15 protein-coding genes are annotated in these 14214 nt (G+C 74.6%); 8 read left to right on the forward strand and 7 right to left on the reverse strand.

Features of this window, described 5'->3' with window-relative positions:
* The first annotated feature begins 112 nt into the window (after positions 1 to 112).
* Positions 113 to 397, forward strand: a complete 285-nt coding sequence (locus FE634_RS01775) for a WhiB family transcriptional regulator (protein WP_137295132.1) — start codon at positions 113 to 115, stop codon at positions 395 to 397.
* A 24-nt stretch (positions 398 to 421) separates the two neighbouring features.
* On the opposite strand, the gene FE634_RS01780 is transcribed toward FE634_RS01775, so the two are convergent.
* From FE634_RS01780 to FE634_RS01790, 3 genes are read right to left on the reverse strand one after another with little or no spacing between them, the layout of a single operon-like run.
* Positions 422 to 1612: an ArsA family ATPase gene (locus FE634_RS01780; RefSeq protein WP_137295133.1), complete on the reverse strand. Its 1191-nt coding sequence runs from the start codon at positions 1610 to 1612 to the stop codon at positions 422 to 424.
* A complete protein-coding gene (locus FE634_RS01785) occupies positions 1612 to 2601 on the reverse strand; it encodes an ArsA-related P-loop ATPase (RefSeq protein WP_137295134.1) in 990 nt (329 codons plus the stop codon). Before FE634_RS01785 ends, FE634_RS01780 begins: the two co-directional genes overlap by 1 nt.
* Before the next feature lie 11 nt (positions 2602 to 2612).
* Complete coding sequence (locus FE634_RS01790; protein WP_138874913.1) at positions 2613 to 2942, reverse strand: TfoX/Sxy family protein; 330 nt, start codon at positions 2940 to 2942, stop codon at positions 2613 to 2615.
* A 35-nt stretch (positions 2943 to 2977) separates the two neighbouring features.
* Between FE634_RS01790 and FE634_RS01795 the strand changes: the two genes are divergently transcribed.
* Both FE634_RS01795 and FE634_RS01800 read left to right on the forward strand, forming a co-directional pair.
* On the forward strand, positions 2978 to 3721 hold the full coding sequence (locus FE634_RS01795) for an SDR family oxidoreductase (protein ID WP_138874914.1): 744 nt from the start codon (positions 2978 to 2980) through the stop codon (positions 3719 to 3721).
* 70 nt (positions 3722 to 3791) lie between these two features.
* The gene (locus FE634_RS01800; protein WP_138874915.1) at positions 3792 to 5318 is read left to right on the forward strand and encodes an amino acid permease; all 1527 of its coding nucleotides are present in this window, start codon (positions 3792 to 3794) and stop codon (positions 5316 to 5318) included.
* A gap of 21 nt (positions 5319 to 5339) precedes the next feature.
* On the opposite strand, the gene FE634_RS01805 is transcribed toward FE634_RS01800, so the two are convergent.
* From FE634_RS01805 to FE634_RS01820, 4 genes are all read right to left on the reverse strand, one after another.
* Complete coding sequence (locus tag FE634_RS01805; RefSeq protein ID WP_137295138.1) at positions 5340 to 7763, reverse strand: ABC transporter permease; 2424 nt, start codon at positions 7761 to 7763, stop codon at positions 5340 to 5342.
* The gene (locus tag FE634_RS01810; protein WP_148240286.1) at positions 7760 to 8530 is read right to left on the reverse strand and encodes an ABC transporter ATP-binding protein; all 771 of its coding nucleotides are present in this window, start codon (positions 8528 to 8530) and stop codon (positions 7760 to 7762) included. The genes FE634_RS01805 and FE634_RS01810 overlap by 4 nt, the downstream gene beginning before the upstream one ends.
* 124 nt (positions 8531 to 8654) lie before the next feature.
* A complete protein-coding gene (locus tag FE634_RS01815) occupies positions 8655 to 9266 on the reverse strand; it encodes a response regulator (RefSeq protein ID WP_137295174.1) in 612 nt (203 codons plus the stop codon).
* Positions 9267 to 9328: 62 nt separating this feature from the next.
* Positions 9329 to 10510, reverse strand: a complete 1182-nt coding sequence (locus FE634_RS01820) for a sensor histidine kinase (protein ID WP_148240287.1) — start codon at positions 10508 to 10510, stop codon at positions 9329 to 9331.
* A 92-nt stretch (positions 10511 to 10602) separates the two neighbouring features.
* Here FE634_RS01820 and FE634_RS01825 point away from each other — a divergent pair, with 92 nt between their 5' ends.
* The 5 genes from FE634_RS01825 to FE634_RS01845 all read left to right on the forward strand — a co-directional run bounded on the left by FE634_RS01825 (position 10603) and on the right by FE634_RS01845 (position 14094).
* The gene (locus tag FE634_RS01825; RefSeq protein ID WP_137295141.1) at positions 10603 to 10758 is read left to right on the forward strand and encodes a DUF4177 domain-containing protein; all 156 of its coding nucleotides are present in this window, start codon (positions 10603 to 10605) and stop codon (positions 10756 to 10758) included.
* A complete protein-coding gene (locus FE634_RS01830) occupies positions 10758 to 11216 on the forward strand; it encodes a RidA family protein (RefSeq protein WP_137295142.1) in 459 nt (152 codons plus the stop codon). The genes FE634_RS01825 and FE634_RS01830 overlap by 1 nt, the downstream gene beginning before the upstream one ends.
* Positions 11217 to 11220: 4 nt before the next feature.
* The gene (locus FE634_RS01835) at positions 11221 to 12090 is read left to right on the forward strand and encodes an NUDIX hydrolase (protein ID WP_137295143.1); all 870 of its coding nucleotides are present in this window, start codon (positions 11221 to 11223) and stop codon (positions 12088 to 12090) included.
* Positions 12087 to 12887, forward strand: a complete 801-nt coding sequence (locus FE634_RS01840) for an MBL fold metallo-hydrolase (RefSeq protein WP_148240288.1) — start codon at positions 12087 to 12089, stop codon at positions 12885 to 12887. The genes FE634_RS01835 and FE634_RS01840 overlap by 4 nt, the downstream gene beginning before the upstream one ends.
* A 259-nt stretch (positions 12888 to 13146) precedes the next feature.
* Entirely contained in the window at positions 13147 to 14094 is a 948-nt protein-coding gene (locus FE634_RS01845; RefSeq protein ID WP_148240289.1) for a DUF559 domain-containing protein, read from the forward strand.
* The last annotated feature ends 120 nt before the right edge of the window (positions 14095 to 14214 follow it).

Raw genomic sequence — 14214 nt, forward strand, 5'->3', positions numbered from 1 at the left:
TTGGGTCGAACGAGGGCTGTCGGTCGGGCCGGTTCCTCTTTACCTTTGGTCTTGCGGAGGAAGAGGCGTCATGGGGACGCCGGAACTCCCGACAGACGACGTGGGGACAATCATGTGGGTTGAGGACTGGGCGCCGCGCGCTGCCTGCCGTGCGGAGCAGCCGGACAAGCTCTTCGTCCGAGGTGCCGAGCAGAACAAGGCGAAGACGCTGTGCCAGGGGTGCCCCGTGCGCACCGAGTGCCTGGCCGAGGCGCTGGACAACCAGATCGAGTGGGGCGTCTGGGGTGGCATGACCGAGCGCGAGCGCCGGGCCCTCCTGCGTCGCCGGCCCACCGCCTCGTGGCGCTCGGTCCTCGAGACCGCGCGCAACCAGACCCGCGAGACCGTCAAGGTCTGACGACCGGCGCCGGGCCCGCCCGGCTCACGACGGGGCGGCGTCCCCGCCCAGCAGCGCGCCCACACGGCGGAGCCCGTCGAGGTCGTGGACGTCGGTCGCGAGCGCCGGCACCACCGCCGTCGGCACCTGCGGGTGCGACGTCGCGAACCGCGCGCGCAGCCGGGCCTCGCGCTCCACGAGCCGGGTGCGGTCCGCGTGCAGGCGCAGCAGGCCGGCCGTCGTCGACGTCGGGTCGCTGCGCCGCAGCCGCTCGGAGGCCGCCATCGCCTCGTCGGCCGACAGGTCCCCGGCGGGCGGCACCGCGGCACGGTTGACGATCAGTCCCGCCAGCGGCATCCGGTCGGCGCTGAGCCGGTCGACGAAGTACGCCGCCTCGCGCAGCGCGTCCCGCTCGGGCGCGGCCACCACGAGGAAGGCCGTCCCGTCGTCCTGGAGCAGCGCGTAGGTCTTCGTGGCCCGCTGCCGGAAGCCGCCGAAGACGGTGTCGATCGCCGCGACGAAGGTCTGGAGGTCGCGCAGCACCTGCGCGCCGAGCAGCTTGGTCAGCGCGCTCGTGATCAGCCCGAAGCCGGCACCGACCAGCTTGAGGGGCCCCTTCGCCGGGGCGAGCATCAGCTTGATGAACCGGCCGTCGAGGAAGCTCGAGAGCCGCTCGGGGGCGTCGAGGAAGTCGAGCGCCGAGCGTGACGGCGGCGTGTCGACCACGATCAGGTCGTAGCTGCCCTCGGCGCGGGCCTCGGCGTGCAGCTGTCCGAGCTTCTCCATCGCCATGTACTCCTGCGTCCCGGCGAAGGAGCTCGACAGCGCGACGTAGAACGGGTTCTCCAGGATCTGGCGGGCCTTCTCCGGGCTGGCCTGGCTCTCGACCACCTCGTCGAAGGTGCGCTTCATGTCGAGCATCATCGCGTCGAGCGAGCCCCCAGCCCCGCCCTCGACGCCGTCGACCGGGCGCGGGGTGTTGTCGAGCGCCTCGATCCCCATCGCCTGGGCGAGCCGCCGGGCCGGGTCGATGGTCAGGACGACGACCCGGCGGCCGCGCTCGGCCGCGCGCAGGGCGAGGGCGGCCGCGGTGGTGGTCTTGCCGACCCCGCCGGAGCCGCAGCACACGATGATCCCGACGCCGCGGTCGTCGACCAGGGCGTCGACGTCGAGGACGGCGGGGCCCTCCGCGCCGCGGGGGCGACCGGACGGGCCGACGCGAGGTGGCTGGTTCATCAGGCGAGCCCCTGGTCCCGGAGGAGGCCGGCGAGCTCGTAGAGCGCGCCGAGGTCGACGCCCTGGGGGAGCCGCGGCAGCTCGTAGGCCGGGACGTCGAGGGCGTCGACGATCGCGCGCTGCGCGGCCTCGAGGGCGCGGCGCTCGGCGTGCTCGTGGCCGCCGAGGAGCAGGTCGGTCACCACCGCGTCGACCTGCGTCTCGTCGAGCCCGGCCTCGGCCAGCTCGCCGGCGACCGTGCCGGCGTCGAGGGTGGCCAGCTGCTCGGGGGTCAGGTCGCGCGGGCGCACCTGGTTGACCACGACGCCGCCGACCGGCAGGTCGGCCGCGCGCAGCTCGGCGATCCCGTCGGCGGTCTCCTGGACCGGCATCTCCTCGAGCACCGTGACCAGGTGCACCGCGGTGCGCGGGGAGCGGAAGAGGGTCATCATCGTGTCGGACTGCGACTTGACCGGCCCGACCTTGGCGAGCCCGGCCAGCTCGTTGCTGACGTTGAGGAACTGCACGATCCGTCCGGTCGGCGGCGCGTCGAGGACGACGGCGTCGTACTGGATCGCGCCCTTGTTGCGGCTGTTGCGCTGCACGGCCTCGAAGACCTTGCCCGTGAGCAGCACGTCGCGGACGCCGGGGGCGATCGTCGTGGCGAACTCGATGACGCCGAACCGGTCGAGCGCCCGGCCGGCCCGGCCGAGCTTGTAGTACAGCGAGAGGTACTCCAGCAGCGCCGCCTCGGGGTCGACGTGCAGCGCGTGCACGACGCCGGGCTCGCCGTCGGCGTCCGGGAGCCCGGTGGTGAGCCGGCGCTCGGCGAACGGCAGCGGGTCGACGTCGAACATCCGGGCGATGCCCTGGCGGCCCTCGACCTCGCAGAGCAGCACGTTGCGGCCCTGGGTGGCCAGCGCCAGGGCGAGCGCGGCCGCCACCGTCGACTTGCCGGTGCCGCCCTTGCCGGTGACGACGTGCAGCCGGACCTGCGGCCAATCGGTCATGATCACCGACACTACTTCGGCGGTCGCGACCGGGCGGCGGCCACCCCGCGGGCCACCCAGGCGGCGAGCTGGCGCCGGGTGCGGAGGGCGCCGGGGCCGACCTCCAGCCAGGTCGTCGACGTCCGGGAACCCATGACCATCGGCCCGACCTGGTCGCGGGTGAGCAGGCGCGCCCGCTCGGCGTCGTCGTCGACGCGCAGGAGCAGGCCGCCGCGCCCGCTGACGCAGACCGCGAGGTTGCCGTCGAGCAGGAAGGCCAGGCCGCCGAACATCCTCCGCTCCACGGCGGGCTGCTCGATCAGCTCGCGGACCCGCGTGGCCAGCGTCTCGTCGTGCGCCATGGCGACCATCCTGGCCGGTGCGCCAGCATGGGTCCATGAAGCTCGCGGTCGCCGGCGCCACCGGCGTGGTCGGTACCCACGTCGTCGACGTCGCCCGGGAGCGGGGTCACGAGGTCGTGGCGCTGGCCCGGTCGGTGGGCGTCGACCTGACCAGCGGCGCCGGGCTGGTCGAGCGGCTGGCCGGCGTCGACGCGGTCGTCGACGTGACCAGCACCGCCTCGCAGCGACGGGCCGTGGCCGAGGCCTTCTTCGGCGGCGTCACCACGAACCTGATCGACGCCGGGCAGCGGGCCGGCGTCGGACACCACGTCGCGCTGTCGATCGTCGGGATCGACGACGTGCCGTCGGGCTACTACCGCGGCAAGCTGCTCCAGGAGCGGCTGCTCGCCGCGGGCGCCCAGCCCTGGAGCGTGCTGCGGGCCACGCAGTTCCACGAGTTCGCCGAGCAGGCCCTGCACTTCGCCGCCGTCGGCCCGTTCTCGTTCGTGCCGCGGATGCTGAGCCAGCCGGTCGCGGCCCGCGAGGTCGCCGAGGCGCTCGTCGACCTCGCCGAGGCGGGGCCGTCGGGCCGGGTGCCCGACCTCGCCGGTCCGGAGCGCCTCGACGTCCCCTCGCTGTCGCGCCGCGTGGTCCGGGCCCGCGGCCTCGGACGACGGGTGGTCGGCGTCCGGCTGCCGGGCGCCGCCGGACGGGCGATGCGCAGCGGTGCGCTGACGCCCGGGAGCGACGGGCCGCGCGGCCGGACGACGTTCGCGGAGTGGCTCGCCTCCACCTCGTGAGGGCGGCCGTCCCCCTGCCGGGGTGGGGGTGGTTGACGCGGCCCGGCACGAGGCGGCAGGTTGCTCGGTCATGAGCGTGTTCCGCACCAAGTCGATCGAGCAGTCCATCGCCGACACCGACGACCCCGAGACCAAGCTGCGCAAGGACCTCGGTGCCCTCGACCTCACGATCTTCGGCGTCGGCGTCATCATCGGCGCCGGCATCTTCGTGCTGACGGGCAAGGTCGCCGCGTCGAACTCGGGGCCGGCGCTCGCGCTCAGCTTCCTGATCGCCGCGATCGCCTGCGGCCTCGCCGGCCTCTGCTACGCGGAGTTCGCCTCGACCGTCCCCGTGGCCGGCAGCGCCTACACGTTCAGCTACGCGACGCTCGGCGAGCTCGTCGCCTGGACCATCGGCTGGGACCTCGTGCTCGAGTTCACCATCGGGTCCGCCGCCCTGGCCGCCGGCTTCTCCGGCTACTTCCAGACGGTGCTCGACATCTTCGGGGTCGAGGTGCCGACCCAGGTGGCGTCGGCGAGCGAGGGCTTCATCGACCTGCCGGCCGTGATCATCGCGCTGCTGGTGATGGGGCTGCTCATCCTCGGCACCAAGCTCTCCAGCGCGTTCAACCTCGTCGTGGTCGCCATCAAGCTGCTCGTGGTGGCGATCGTGATCGTCGTCGGCCTGACCGCCGTCAACGCCGACAACTGGGTGCCCTTCATCCCCGAGTCGGCGCCCACGCCCGACTCCGACGGCGGGTTCCGCAGCCTGCCGCTCATCACCTCGCTGCTCGGCATCGAGCCCGCGATCTTCGGCGTCGCCGGCGTCATCTCCGGCGCGGCCGTGGTGTTCTTCGCCTTCATCGGCTTCGACGTCGTCGCGACGACCGCCGAGGAGGCCAAGAACCCGCAGCGCGACGTGCCGATCGGCATCCTGTCCTCGCTGGCCATCGTGACCGTCCTCTACGCCGCGGTGAGCCTGGTGGTGACCGGCGTCCAGAGCTACAAGGACATCGACCCCAACGACCCCGCCCCGCTGTCGACGGCGTTCGAGGCGGCCGGCATCACCTGGGTGCGCGACGTGGTCGCGATCGGGGCGTGCATCGGGCTGATCGTCGTCTGCATGATCCTGATGCTCGGCCAGAGCCGGGTCGCCTTCGCGATGGCGCGCGACGGCCTGCTGCCGCGCGGCCTGGCCCGCACCCACCCGAAGTTCGGCACCCCGCACCGGATCACCCTCATCACCGGCGTCGTGGTCGCCGCCCTGGCCGGCTTCCTCGACCTCGAGACGCTGGCCAACCTGGTGAACATCGGCACGCTCTTCGCCTTCATCCTGGTCAGCATCGGCGTGCTGGTCCTGCGCCGCACCCGCCCCGACCTCCCGCGCGCCTTCCGGACGCCGTTCGCCCCCGTGGTCGCGACCCTGTCGGTCCTCATGTGCTTCTACCTGATGCTGAACCTGACCGGCGAGACCTGGGAGCGGTTCCTCATCTGGATGGCGATCGGGTTCGTCGTCTACTTCCTCTACGGGCGCAGCCACAGCCGGCTCGGCCTGGAGGGCGAGCCGGCGCGGCAGGAGAAGCCGGCCGCCGGCGGCCCGTCCCTCGACAAGTCCTGAGCCGGGTCCGGGCCGCGGCCCTCAGTCGAGGGCCAGCCCGGCGGCCGGGCTGACCCGCGCCGCGCGCCGGGCGGGCAGCACGCAGGCCAGCAGCCCCGCCGCGGCCGACACGAGGACGACGAGCGCGAGCTGCCCGAGCGGCAGCACCAGCGGTGCCTCGGGCACCACCGGGCGCACCATGGCCTGGACGCCGACCCAGGCGAACGACGTCCCGATGACGGTGCCGAGCACGGTGGCGACGACCGAGAGCAGCACGGCCTCGAGGCCCAGCATGGTGCGCAGCTGGCGGCGGGTCAGGCCGAGCGCCCGCAGCAGGGCGTGCTCGCGACCGCGCTCGAGGACCGACAGCCCCAGCGTGTTCGCGATCCCGACGAGGGCGATGACGACGGCGATCCCGAGCAGGCCGACCACGGCGCCGGTGACGACGTCGAGCTGCAGGTCGACGTAGCCCCGCTCGCCCAGGCCGCCGTCGGCCGAGGCCCCGAGACCGGCGGCCGCGGTGTCGAGGCCGTCGGCGAGGTCGCCGGCGTCCGCGTCGGCGTCGGCGCGGACCCAGACCGCGGTGGTCCGCGGGGTGTCGGTGAGCGCCGCGAGGGTGCTCGCCGAGACCAGGGCCGCCGAGCCCCAGCCCTCGCCCAGGACGGCGCGGAGCTTCTCGGTCCGGCCGCCGACGGTGACCTCGACCCGGTGCGGCACCCCGCGGGCCGGGAGGAGGTCGTGGGGGAGCAGGATCTCGTCGTCGCCGACCTCGAGGCCGGTGCCGGGGCCGCGGGTGATGGCGGTGACGTCGGCCGGGCGACCGAGCACCGCCACCGCGCCGAGCCCGGCGACGTCGGCGCGGACGCCGGGGACCGCGAGCACGTCGTCCACCCCGTCGACGGCGCGGACGACGTCGAGCGCGCCGTCGGGCAGGCCGGCCCCGCCGGCGGTCAGCGTCGCGTCGAGCGGGTGCGAGGCGTCCATCTCGTCGTCGACGGCGCCGCGGGCGCTCGCCATCCCGGTGAGGACGGCGGTCGTCAGCGTCACCCCGACGAGCAGGGAGGCGGTGGTGGCGGCCGTGCGGCGCGGGTGCCGCACGGCATTGCCGGTCGCGAGGCGGCCCGGGGTGCCGAGGACCCGGGACGCCGCCCGTCCGGCGACCCCGATGAGCGCCGGCACCAGCAGCGGCCCGAGCAGCAGCACGCCGCCGAACGCGGCGGCGCCGCCGACCACCATCACCAACGGGCTCGTCGTCGCGACCGACGCGGCGAGCAGGCCCGCGCCCCCGAGGAGGGCGACCGCGCCGAGCGCGACCCGGACCCGGCCCGAGGCGCTGCGCACGTCGACGCCGGTGTCGGGACGCAGGGCGGCGAGCGGGCTGACCGTGGTGACCCGCCGGGTCGGCAGCCACGCCGCGACGAGGGTCACGACGACGCCGGTGACCGCGGCGCCGGCGTACCAGCCCGGGGCGACCGAGGCGCGGCCGAGGTCGGCGTCGGGGAAGCGGGCGTTGACCACCGCGACGATCCCGAGGCCGGCCGCGGTACCCGCCACCAGGCCGGCCGCCGCGGCGACGAGACCGAGGACGAGGGCCTCGAGCCGGACCGAGCGCAGCACCTGGCGGCGGGTGGCACCGACGCAGCGCAGCAGCGCGAAGTCGCGCTGACGCTGCGCGAAGAGGATCGAGAAGGTGTTGGAGATGACCAGCACCGACACGAACAGCGCGATCGAGGCGAACAGGAGCAGCAGGATCGCCACCACGTCGACACCGCGGTTGACCTCGGCGGTCACCTCCTCGACGTGGTCGCGGGCGTCCTGCACGGTCGCGTCGGGCACGACGTCGGTGAGCGCCCCGGTGGGGCCCGACCAGGCCAGGCTGTCGACGTACAGCTCGTCGGCGTGTGGTGCGAGGTCGGCCCACGTCACGTAGACGTCGGCCCGCACCAGCTGCGAGGGGGAGTCGACCAGCCCGACCACGCGGACCGTGCGGGCCCGGTCGCCCTGGCCGATGCCCAGCGCGTCGCCGACGGCGAGCCCGGCCCGCTCGGCGGCACCGGCGTCCACGACGGCCTCGCCGGCGCCGGCGGGGAAGGCGCCGTCGACCAGCTCGGGCCAGCGCAGCGTCGGCGTGGTGGTGACCTGGGCGACCTCGTCGACGCCGTCGAGGGTGCGGTCGTCGCGGCGGACCGGCAGGGAGGCCCAGCCCAGGACGCTCGCCTCGGCTCCGTCGGGCCCGTCCTCCGCGGCCGCCGCGACCAGCGCGGCGGCGTCGCGCCCGGAGAGGCCGGTGACGACGACGTCGGCGCCGTCGTAGGGGGCCGAGACGCCGCGGGTGAGCCCGTCGCGCGTCGCCGACGACAGCGCCGCGGTCGTCACCACGAAGGCGACGCCGATGACGACGGCCAGCGCGGCGGCGACGTAGCGGCGGGTGTGGGTGCGCAGCGAGGCCAGGACGACGGTCCTCATCGGTCACCGCGCAGGGTCGCGAGGAGGACGTCGGCGCCCGGGTCGACCAGGTGGGCCCGGACGGCGCCGTCGGCGATGACGACGACGTCGTCGGCGTGGGCCGCCGCGTCGACCTCGTGGGTGACCATCACGACGGTCTGGCCGAGCTCGCGCACCGAGCGGCGCAGGAAGCCCAGCACCTCGGCCGAGGACTCGCTGTCGAGGTTGCCGGTCGGCTCGTCGGCGAAGACGATCGCCGGCCGGGCGACCAGCGCGCGGGCGATCGCGACCCGCTGCTGCTGCCCGCCGGACAGCTCGGAGGGGCGGTGGCCGAGCCGGTCGCGCAGGCCGAGGGTGTCGACCACCTCGGCGAGGCGCGCGGGGTCGGGGCGGCGTCCGGCGAGGTCGAGCGGGAGCACGATGTTCTGCTGGGCGGTGAGCATCGGCAGCAGGTTGAAGCTCTGGAAGACGAAGCCGACGTGCTCGCGCCGGAACAGCGTCAGCGCGGTGTCGTCGAGGCTCTCCAGCGCGACCCCGGCGACCGCGACGGTGCCGGCGTCGGGGACGTCGAGGCCGGCCAGGCAGTGCATCAGCGTCGACTTGCCCGACCCCGAGGGGCCCATGATGGCGGTGAAGCGGCCCCGCGGCAGGTCGAGGTCGACGCCGCGCAGGGCGTGCACGGCGGCGTCACCGCGTCCGTAGGTGCGGGTCAGGCCACGGGCCGTGGCGGCCGGCGGGCCGGGCGGAGGACTGGTGGGGGTCCCGGACGGGGAGAGGGTGCTCGTCATGGCGAGAACGCTGCCGGAGCGCGGCGCCGCGATCCTCAGGCCGCGGGATGGTCCCGGGTCCACCCACGGGATGACCCCGGCGGCGCGACCGTGCGGCCCGGGTCGGGCGCGGCGCCGCCCCGGCTCAGACCAGGCCGGACTCGAAGGCCAGGACGACGAGCTGGACCCGGTCGCGGCAGCCGGTCTTGGCCAGCAGCCGGCTGACGTGGGTCTTGACGGTGGCCTCGGCGACGACGAGGTCGGCGGCGACCTCCTGGTTGGAGCGGCCGCGGCCGACCAGCACGAGCACCTGGCGCTCGCGGTCGGTGAGCTCGCGCAGGCGGCGGTCGTCGGCGACCGGCGCGGGCGCGGAGGCGGCCACGTGGTCGAGGAGCCGCCGGGTGGTGCTCGGGGCGACGACGGCGTCGCCGGCGTGCACGGTGCGGATCGCGGCGAGCAGGTCGTCGGGGGCGGCGTCCTTGAGGAGGAAGCCGGCCGCCCCCGCGCGGATCGCGGCGAAGGCGTGCTCGTCGAGGTCGAACGTCGTCAGCACCAGCACCCGGGGCGCGCCCGGCCGGGCGGTCACGAGCGCGGTCGCGCCGACGCCGTCCAGGACCGGCATCCGCACGTCCATCAGGACGACGTCGCAGCCGGTGACCGCCAGCCGGTCGACGGCCTCGCGCCCGTCGCCGGCCTCGCCGACGACCACGAGGTCGGGCTGGCTCTCCACGAGCATCCGGAAGCCCGCGCGGACCATCTGCTGGTCGTCGACGAGGAAGACCCGGATCGGCTCGTCGCCTGTGCCCTTCGCCGTGTCCCTCACAGGGGGATCGTCGCCCGGACGCCGAACCCGCCGTCCGGCCGGGGTCCGGTCTCGAGGGTCCCGCCGTGGACGTCGACGCGCTCGCGCATGCCCAGCAGGCCGTGCCCGCCGCCGTCGGGGGCCGCCGCGCCGCGCCCGTCGTCGACGACCTCGACCCGGATCGCCTCGGCCACGTGCACCGACACCCGCACCCGCACACCGGGCCCGGCGTGCTTGTGGACGTTCGTCAGGGCCTCCTGCACCACGCGGTAGGCCGTCAGCCCGGCCGCGGTCGGCACCGGCTGGTCGAGCCCGACCAGGTCGACGTCGAGGTGCACGGCGTCCTCGTCGCCGCCGGTGCCCGCGGCGGCCAGCAGCCCCGGCAGGTCGTCCAGCCCCGGCAGCGGGCTGCGCCCGCTCGACTCCTCGGCGCGCAGCAGTCCCAGCAGCTGGCGCATGTCGGTGAGCGCCTCGCGCCCGGTGGCCGCGATCCGGGCCAGGGTGTCGGTCGCGACCGCGGGGTCCTGCGCGGCGGCGTAGCGGGCTCCGTCGGCCTGCACGACCATCACGGTCAGTCCGTGCGCGACCACGTCGTGCATCTCGCGCGCGATCCGGGCCCGCTCGGCCGACGCCGCCAGCGCGACCTGCTGCTCGGCGTCCCGGCGGATCCGCTCGCCCCGCTCGACCAGCGCCTCGACGTAGGCGCGACGGGTCCGGCCCAGCGTGCCGAGGGCCCAGCCGGTGACCACGAAGGCGCTGACGGTGAGGAAGTAGGGGAGGAAGGTGCGGGCCGAGACGTCGCCGTCGAAGCCGGTGATCCAGTCCAGGGAGGCCACCGCGGCCGCGACCAGCCCCACCCCCAGCGCGACGAACCCCGTGCGGGCGGGGGCGAACCGCGCCGCCGAGTAGACCGCGACCGGGAAGGCGACCTGGGTGTGGATCGGCGTCCCCACCAGCGGGACCTGCAGCGCGCTCGCCAGCGCGACGCCGGCGAACGCCCAGCCGGCGTGGGTGCGGCGCCACAGCAGGGGGAGGGCCTGGAGCGGCACGACGACCAACCCGACGAGGGGGTCGCTGAAGAGGTACAGCGGGGCCGGCAGGAGCAGCAGGACGACGAGCCCGACGTCGAGGCGGCGCTCGCCGCGCCGGGTCAGCCGCCAGGGCTGCCGCGGGCGGTCCAGCACGTCGGGGCTCTCCACGGCGTCCAACCTAGGGCCCGGTGGGCGGCGGGGCGTCAGACCACGGGATGACGCCGGGCCGCTCCCGCCGCGGCGCTAGTAGGGTGCCGGGCATGACCAAGTGGGAGTACCAGGTGGCGCCGATTCCGCTCCACAACGAAGCGCTGATGCTGAACAACTTCGGACAGGACGGCTGGGAGCTGGTGACGATCCACACCAACGCCCAGGGCGGCCTGGTCGCGTTCCTCAAGCGTCCGCAGGCCTCCTGATGGCCACGCCCGAGGAGCGCCTGGCGGCGATGGGCCTGGCGGTCCCGGAGGTCGCCAAGCCCGTCGCGGCCTACGTGCCGGCCGTCCGGAGCGGGAGCCACGTCTTCACCTCCGGCCAGCTGCCGATGCGTGCGGGTGAGCTGATCACGACCGGCAAGGTCGGCGCCGGCGTCACCGCCGAGGAGGCCTACGCGTGCGCGCAGCAGTGCGCGCTCAACGCGATCGCCGCCGTCCGCGCCGAGATCGGCGAGCTCGCGCTCGTGAAGCGGGTCGTCAAGGTCGTCGTCTTCGTGGCCTCGACCCCCGACTTCACCGGCCAGCCCGGTGTCGCCAACGGTGCCTCCGAGCTGCTCGGCGAGGTGTTCGGCGACGCCGGCGTGCACGCCCGGTCCGCGGTCGGGGTGGCCGCGCTGCCGCTGGACGCGCCCGTCGAGATCGAGATCGTCGTCGAGGTCTGAGACCGTGCAGATCCCGCTGCCGCCCGTGCCGCTGCCGGCCTCCGTCGTCGAGGACGCCCGCGCCTACGCCGACGGCACGCGCACGGCGGTCGAGCCGCGCGACGCCGCCACGGTGATCCTGATGCGGGCCTCGGACCAGGGGCCGGACGTCTACTACATGCGGCGGCAGGTCTCGATGGACTTCGCCGCCGGCATGGCGGTCTTCCCCGGCGGCGGCGTCGACCCGCGCGACTTCGACACCGAGGTCGCCTGGGCCGGTCCCACGCCGGAGCAGTGGGCGGCCCGGCTGGGCTGTGACGAGGAGACCGCCCGGGCCCTGGTGTGCACCGCGGTCCGCGAGACGTTCGAGGAGTCGGGCGTGCTGCTGGCCGGGGCGTCGGCGTCCGAGGTGGTCGCCGACACCACGGCCGAGGACTGGGAGGCCGACCGGGTCGCGCTCGAGACGCGCGAGCTGGCGATGACTGACTTCCTCACCCGGCGCGGGCTGGTGCTGCGCACCGACCTCCTCGGCGTCTGGGACGCCTGGCTGACGCCGGTCTTCGAGCCGCGGCGCTACCGCACCTGGTTCTTCGTCGCCGTGCTGCCCGAGGGCCAGCGCACCCGCGACGTCTCCTCGGAGTCGTCGTCGGTGGTGTGGCTGCCGGCCCGCGTGGCCGCCGACCAGGCCGACGCCGGCGAGCTGGCGATGATGCCGCCGACCTACCTCACCTCGATGGAGGTCGGCTCGTTCGCGACGCCCGACGAGGTCCTCGCGGTGGCCGCCGACCGGTCGGTGGAGATGTTCACGCCGTCCGTCGAGCCGATCGGCGACGGCTTCACCCTCTCGATGCCCGACCGGCTGCGGCCGGTCCTCGCCGCCCGGCGCAGCGGATGAGCGGGTCCTGGGCCGGCGGGAGGTTCGGGGAGCGGGGGGAGTGCCTGCTGGCCCCGAACCCCGGGATCATGACGCTCGACGGCACCAACACCTGGGTGCTGCGCGAACCCGGCTCGTCGACGGCGGTCGTCGTCGACCCCGGCCCGGTCGAGGACGGCCACCTCGAGCGGCTCGACGAGGAGACCGGCGACGTCGGCCTGGTGCTGCTGACGCACCACCACCTCGACCACTCGGAGGTCGCCGCGACGTTCGCCGCCCGCAAGGGCTGCGCGGTCCGGGCCCTCGACCCGGCCCACTGCGTCGGCGCCGACCCGCTCGCCGACGACGAGGTGCTCTCGGTCGGCGGGCTGTCGCTGCGCGTCGTGGCCACCCCCGGCCACACCGCCGACTCCGTCTCGTTCCTGCTGCCCACGGAGCGGGTGCTGCTGTCCGGCGACATGGTGCTCGGCCGCGGCACGACCGTCGTCGCTCACCCCGACGGCCGGCTCGGCCCCTACTTCGACTCGATCGAGCGGATGCGGTCCCTCGCCACCGCCGGCGAGGTCGCCACCATCTGGCCGGCCCACGGGCCGGTGCACGACGACGCGGGCGCCGTCCTCGACCACTACCTCGCCCACCGCCGCGACCGGCTCGCGCAGGTCGCCGCCGCGGTGGAGCGGCTGCGCGACGAGGGCGCCACCCCGACCCCGCGGGCCGTGGTCGAGGTCGTCTACGCCGACGTCGACGAGATCCTGTGGGGCGCGGCCGAGCTCTCCGTGCGCGCCCAGCTGGAGTACCTGGCCGAGCGCGCGTCGTAGCCGCTGCCCGCCCACGACCCTCCTGACGGAGTCCCACCCGACCCGATCCGCGCGATCGCGCGGTTTGGGTCGAGATTCGGGCCCGTCCCCTACCCGATCCGCGCGATCGCGCGGTTTGGGTCGAGATGGGAGCTGACTCCCTACCCGATCCGCGCGATCGCGCGGTTTGGGTAGGCGACCTCCGGCGCGCAGTTGCCTGGCCGCGCGGGGGCTGTGGAGGACGGGAGCACGCCGGGCCGGGTCGAGGCACAGTCGTGACATGGACAAGGACGACCCTGCCGGCCAGTCGGGAGCAGCCACACCCTTCTCCTTCGACCTGCCCTTCACTCGGCGCGACCTCCTGGCCGCCGGCCACAGCCGGGGCACCTTGAGAAGGCACGACTTCGTCCAGGTGATCGAGCGAGTGTGGATTCAGAAGGCTGCACTCGATCGCCTGACCCTCATCCGGGCTGCTCTGCTGGTCCACCCGCCGACGGCTTTCGCGAGCCATCTGTCGGCCGCCGCGGTGCACGGTCTACCGGTCCCCGACCACGGATTCGCTCACGTGACGGTGACCAGGCACGCGGATCGACGCTTCCGTGCGCAGATCAAGCCCCACGTCACCGAACGCGAACGCCGGGTGGTCCTGGTCCAGGGGATCCGCACGACCGACCCCATCGCCACCTTCATCGACTGTGCTGGATGGCTGTCCCTGGTCGAGCAGGTGATCCTGGGCGACGCGCTCTGCCGACGCTTCCGGATCAAGGCGTCGAAGCTGCTGAGGGCATGTCGCGCGAGCACCGACTACTACGCGCGCCTGGCGACCGCGGCGGCTGAGCTCGTCCGCGACGGCGTCGACTCTCCGATGGAGACCCGCCTGCGGCTCCTGATCGTCCTGGCTGGCCTGCCGGAGCCGGTCGTCAACTTCCGGGTCCATCACGAGGACGGGACGTGGAAGCGCCGCTTCGACCTCTACTACCCCGCCATCAGAGTCATCATCGAGTACGACGGTCGGCACCATGCTGAGTCGGTGGAGCAGTGGAACAAGGATGTCGACCGACGCGAGGAGTTCGACGACGAGGGCTACCGGATCCTCGTCGTCACGGCCCGCGGGATCTTCCAGGAGCCGGGTCGGACGCTCGAGCGGATCCGCACGCTGCTCATCCGTCGCGGCATGGAGGACGTTGCGCCGATCAACGACCTGTGGCGCGAGCACTTCGCGGCCTGAGGTCTTCGGGAGCGCACTGACGCCGGGTCCAGCGCCGACCCAAACCGCGCGATCGCGCGGATCGGGTCGGTGAGAACGCCTGAGACCGACCCAAACGGCGCGATCGCGCGGATCGGGTCG

The organism is Nocardioides sp. S-1144, assembly GCF_005954645.2.
Taxonomy (GTDB): domain Bacteria; phylum Actinomycetota; class Actinomycetes; order Propionibacteriales; family Nocardioidaceae; genus Nocardioides; species Nocardioides dongxiaopingii.

Coding starts and splice junctions, on each gene's coding strand:
- FE634_RS01775 (WP_137295132.1), top strand. CDS start 113: ATGTGGGTTGAGGACTGGGCGCCGCGCGCTGCCTGCCGTGCGGAGCAG.
- FE634_RS01780 (WP_137295133.1), bottom strand. CDS start 1,612: ATGAACCAGCCACCTCGCGTCGGCCCGTCCGGTCGCCCCCGCGGCGCG.
- FE634_RS01785 (WP_137295134.1), bottom strand. CDS start 2,601: ATGACCGATTGGCCGCAGGTCCGGCTGCACGTCGTCACCGGCAAGGGC.
- FE634_RS01790 (WP_138874913.1), bottom strand. CDS start 2,942: ATGGCGCACGACGAGACGCTGGCCACGCGGGTCCGCGAGCTGATCGAG.
- FE634_RS01795 (WP_138874914.1), top strand. CDS start 2,978: ATGAAGCTCGCGGTCGCCGGCGCCACCGGCGTGGTCGGTACCCACGTC.
- FE634_RS01800 (WP_138874915.1), top strand. CDS start 3,792: ATGAGCGTGTTCCGCACCAAGTCGATCGAGCAGTCCATCGCCGACACC.
- FE634_RS01805 (WP_137295138.1), bottom strand. CDS start 7,763: ATGAGGACCGTCGTCCTGGCCTCGCTGCGCACCCACACCCGCCGCTAC.
- FE634_RS01810 (WP_148240286.1), bottom strand. CDS start 8,530: ATGACGAGCACCCTCTCCCCGTCCGGGACCCCCACCAGTCCTCCGCCC.
- FE634_RS01815 (WP_137295174.1), bottom strand. CDS start 9,266: ATGGTCCGCGCGGGCTTCCGGATGCTCGTGGAGAGCCAGCCCGACCTC.
- FE634_RS01825 (WP_137295141.1), top strand. CDS start 10,603: ATGACCAAGTGGGAGTACCAGGTGGCGCCGATTCCGCTCCACAACGAA.
- FE634_RS01830 (WP_137295142.1), top strand. CDS start 10,758: ATGGCCACGCCCGAGGAGCGCCTGGCGGCGATGGGCCTGGCGGTCCCG.
- FE634_RS01840 (WP_148240288.1), top strand. CDS start 12,087: ATGAGCGGGTCCTGGGCCGGCGGGAGGTTCGGGGAGCGGGGGGAGTGC.
- FE634_RS01845 (WP_148240289.1), top strand. CDS start 13,147: ATGGACAAGGACGACCCTGCCGGCCAGTCGGGAGCAGCCACACCCTTC.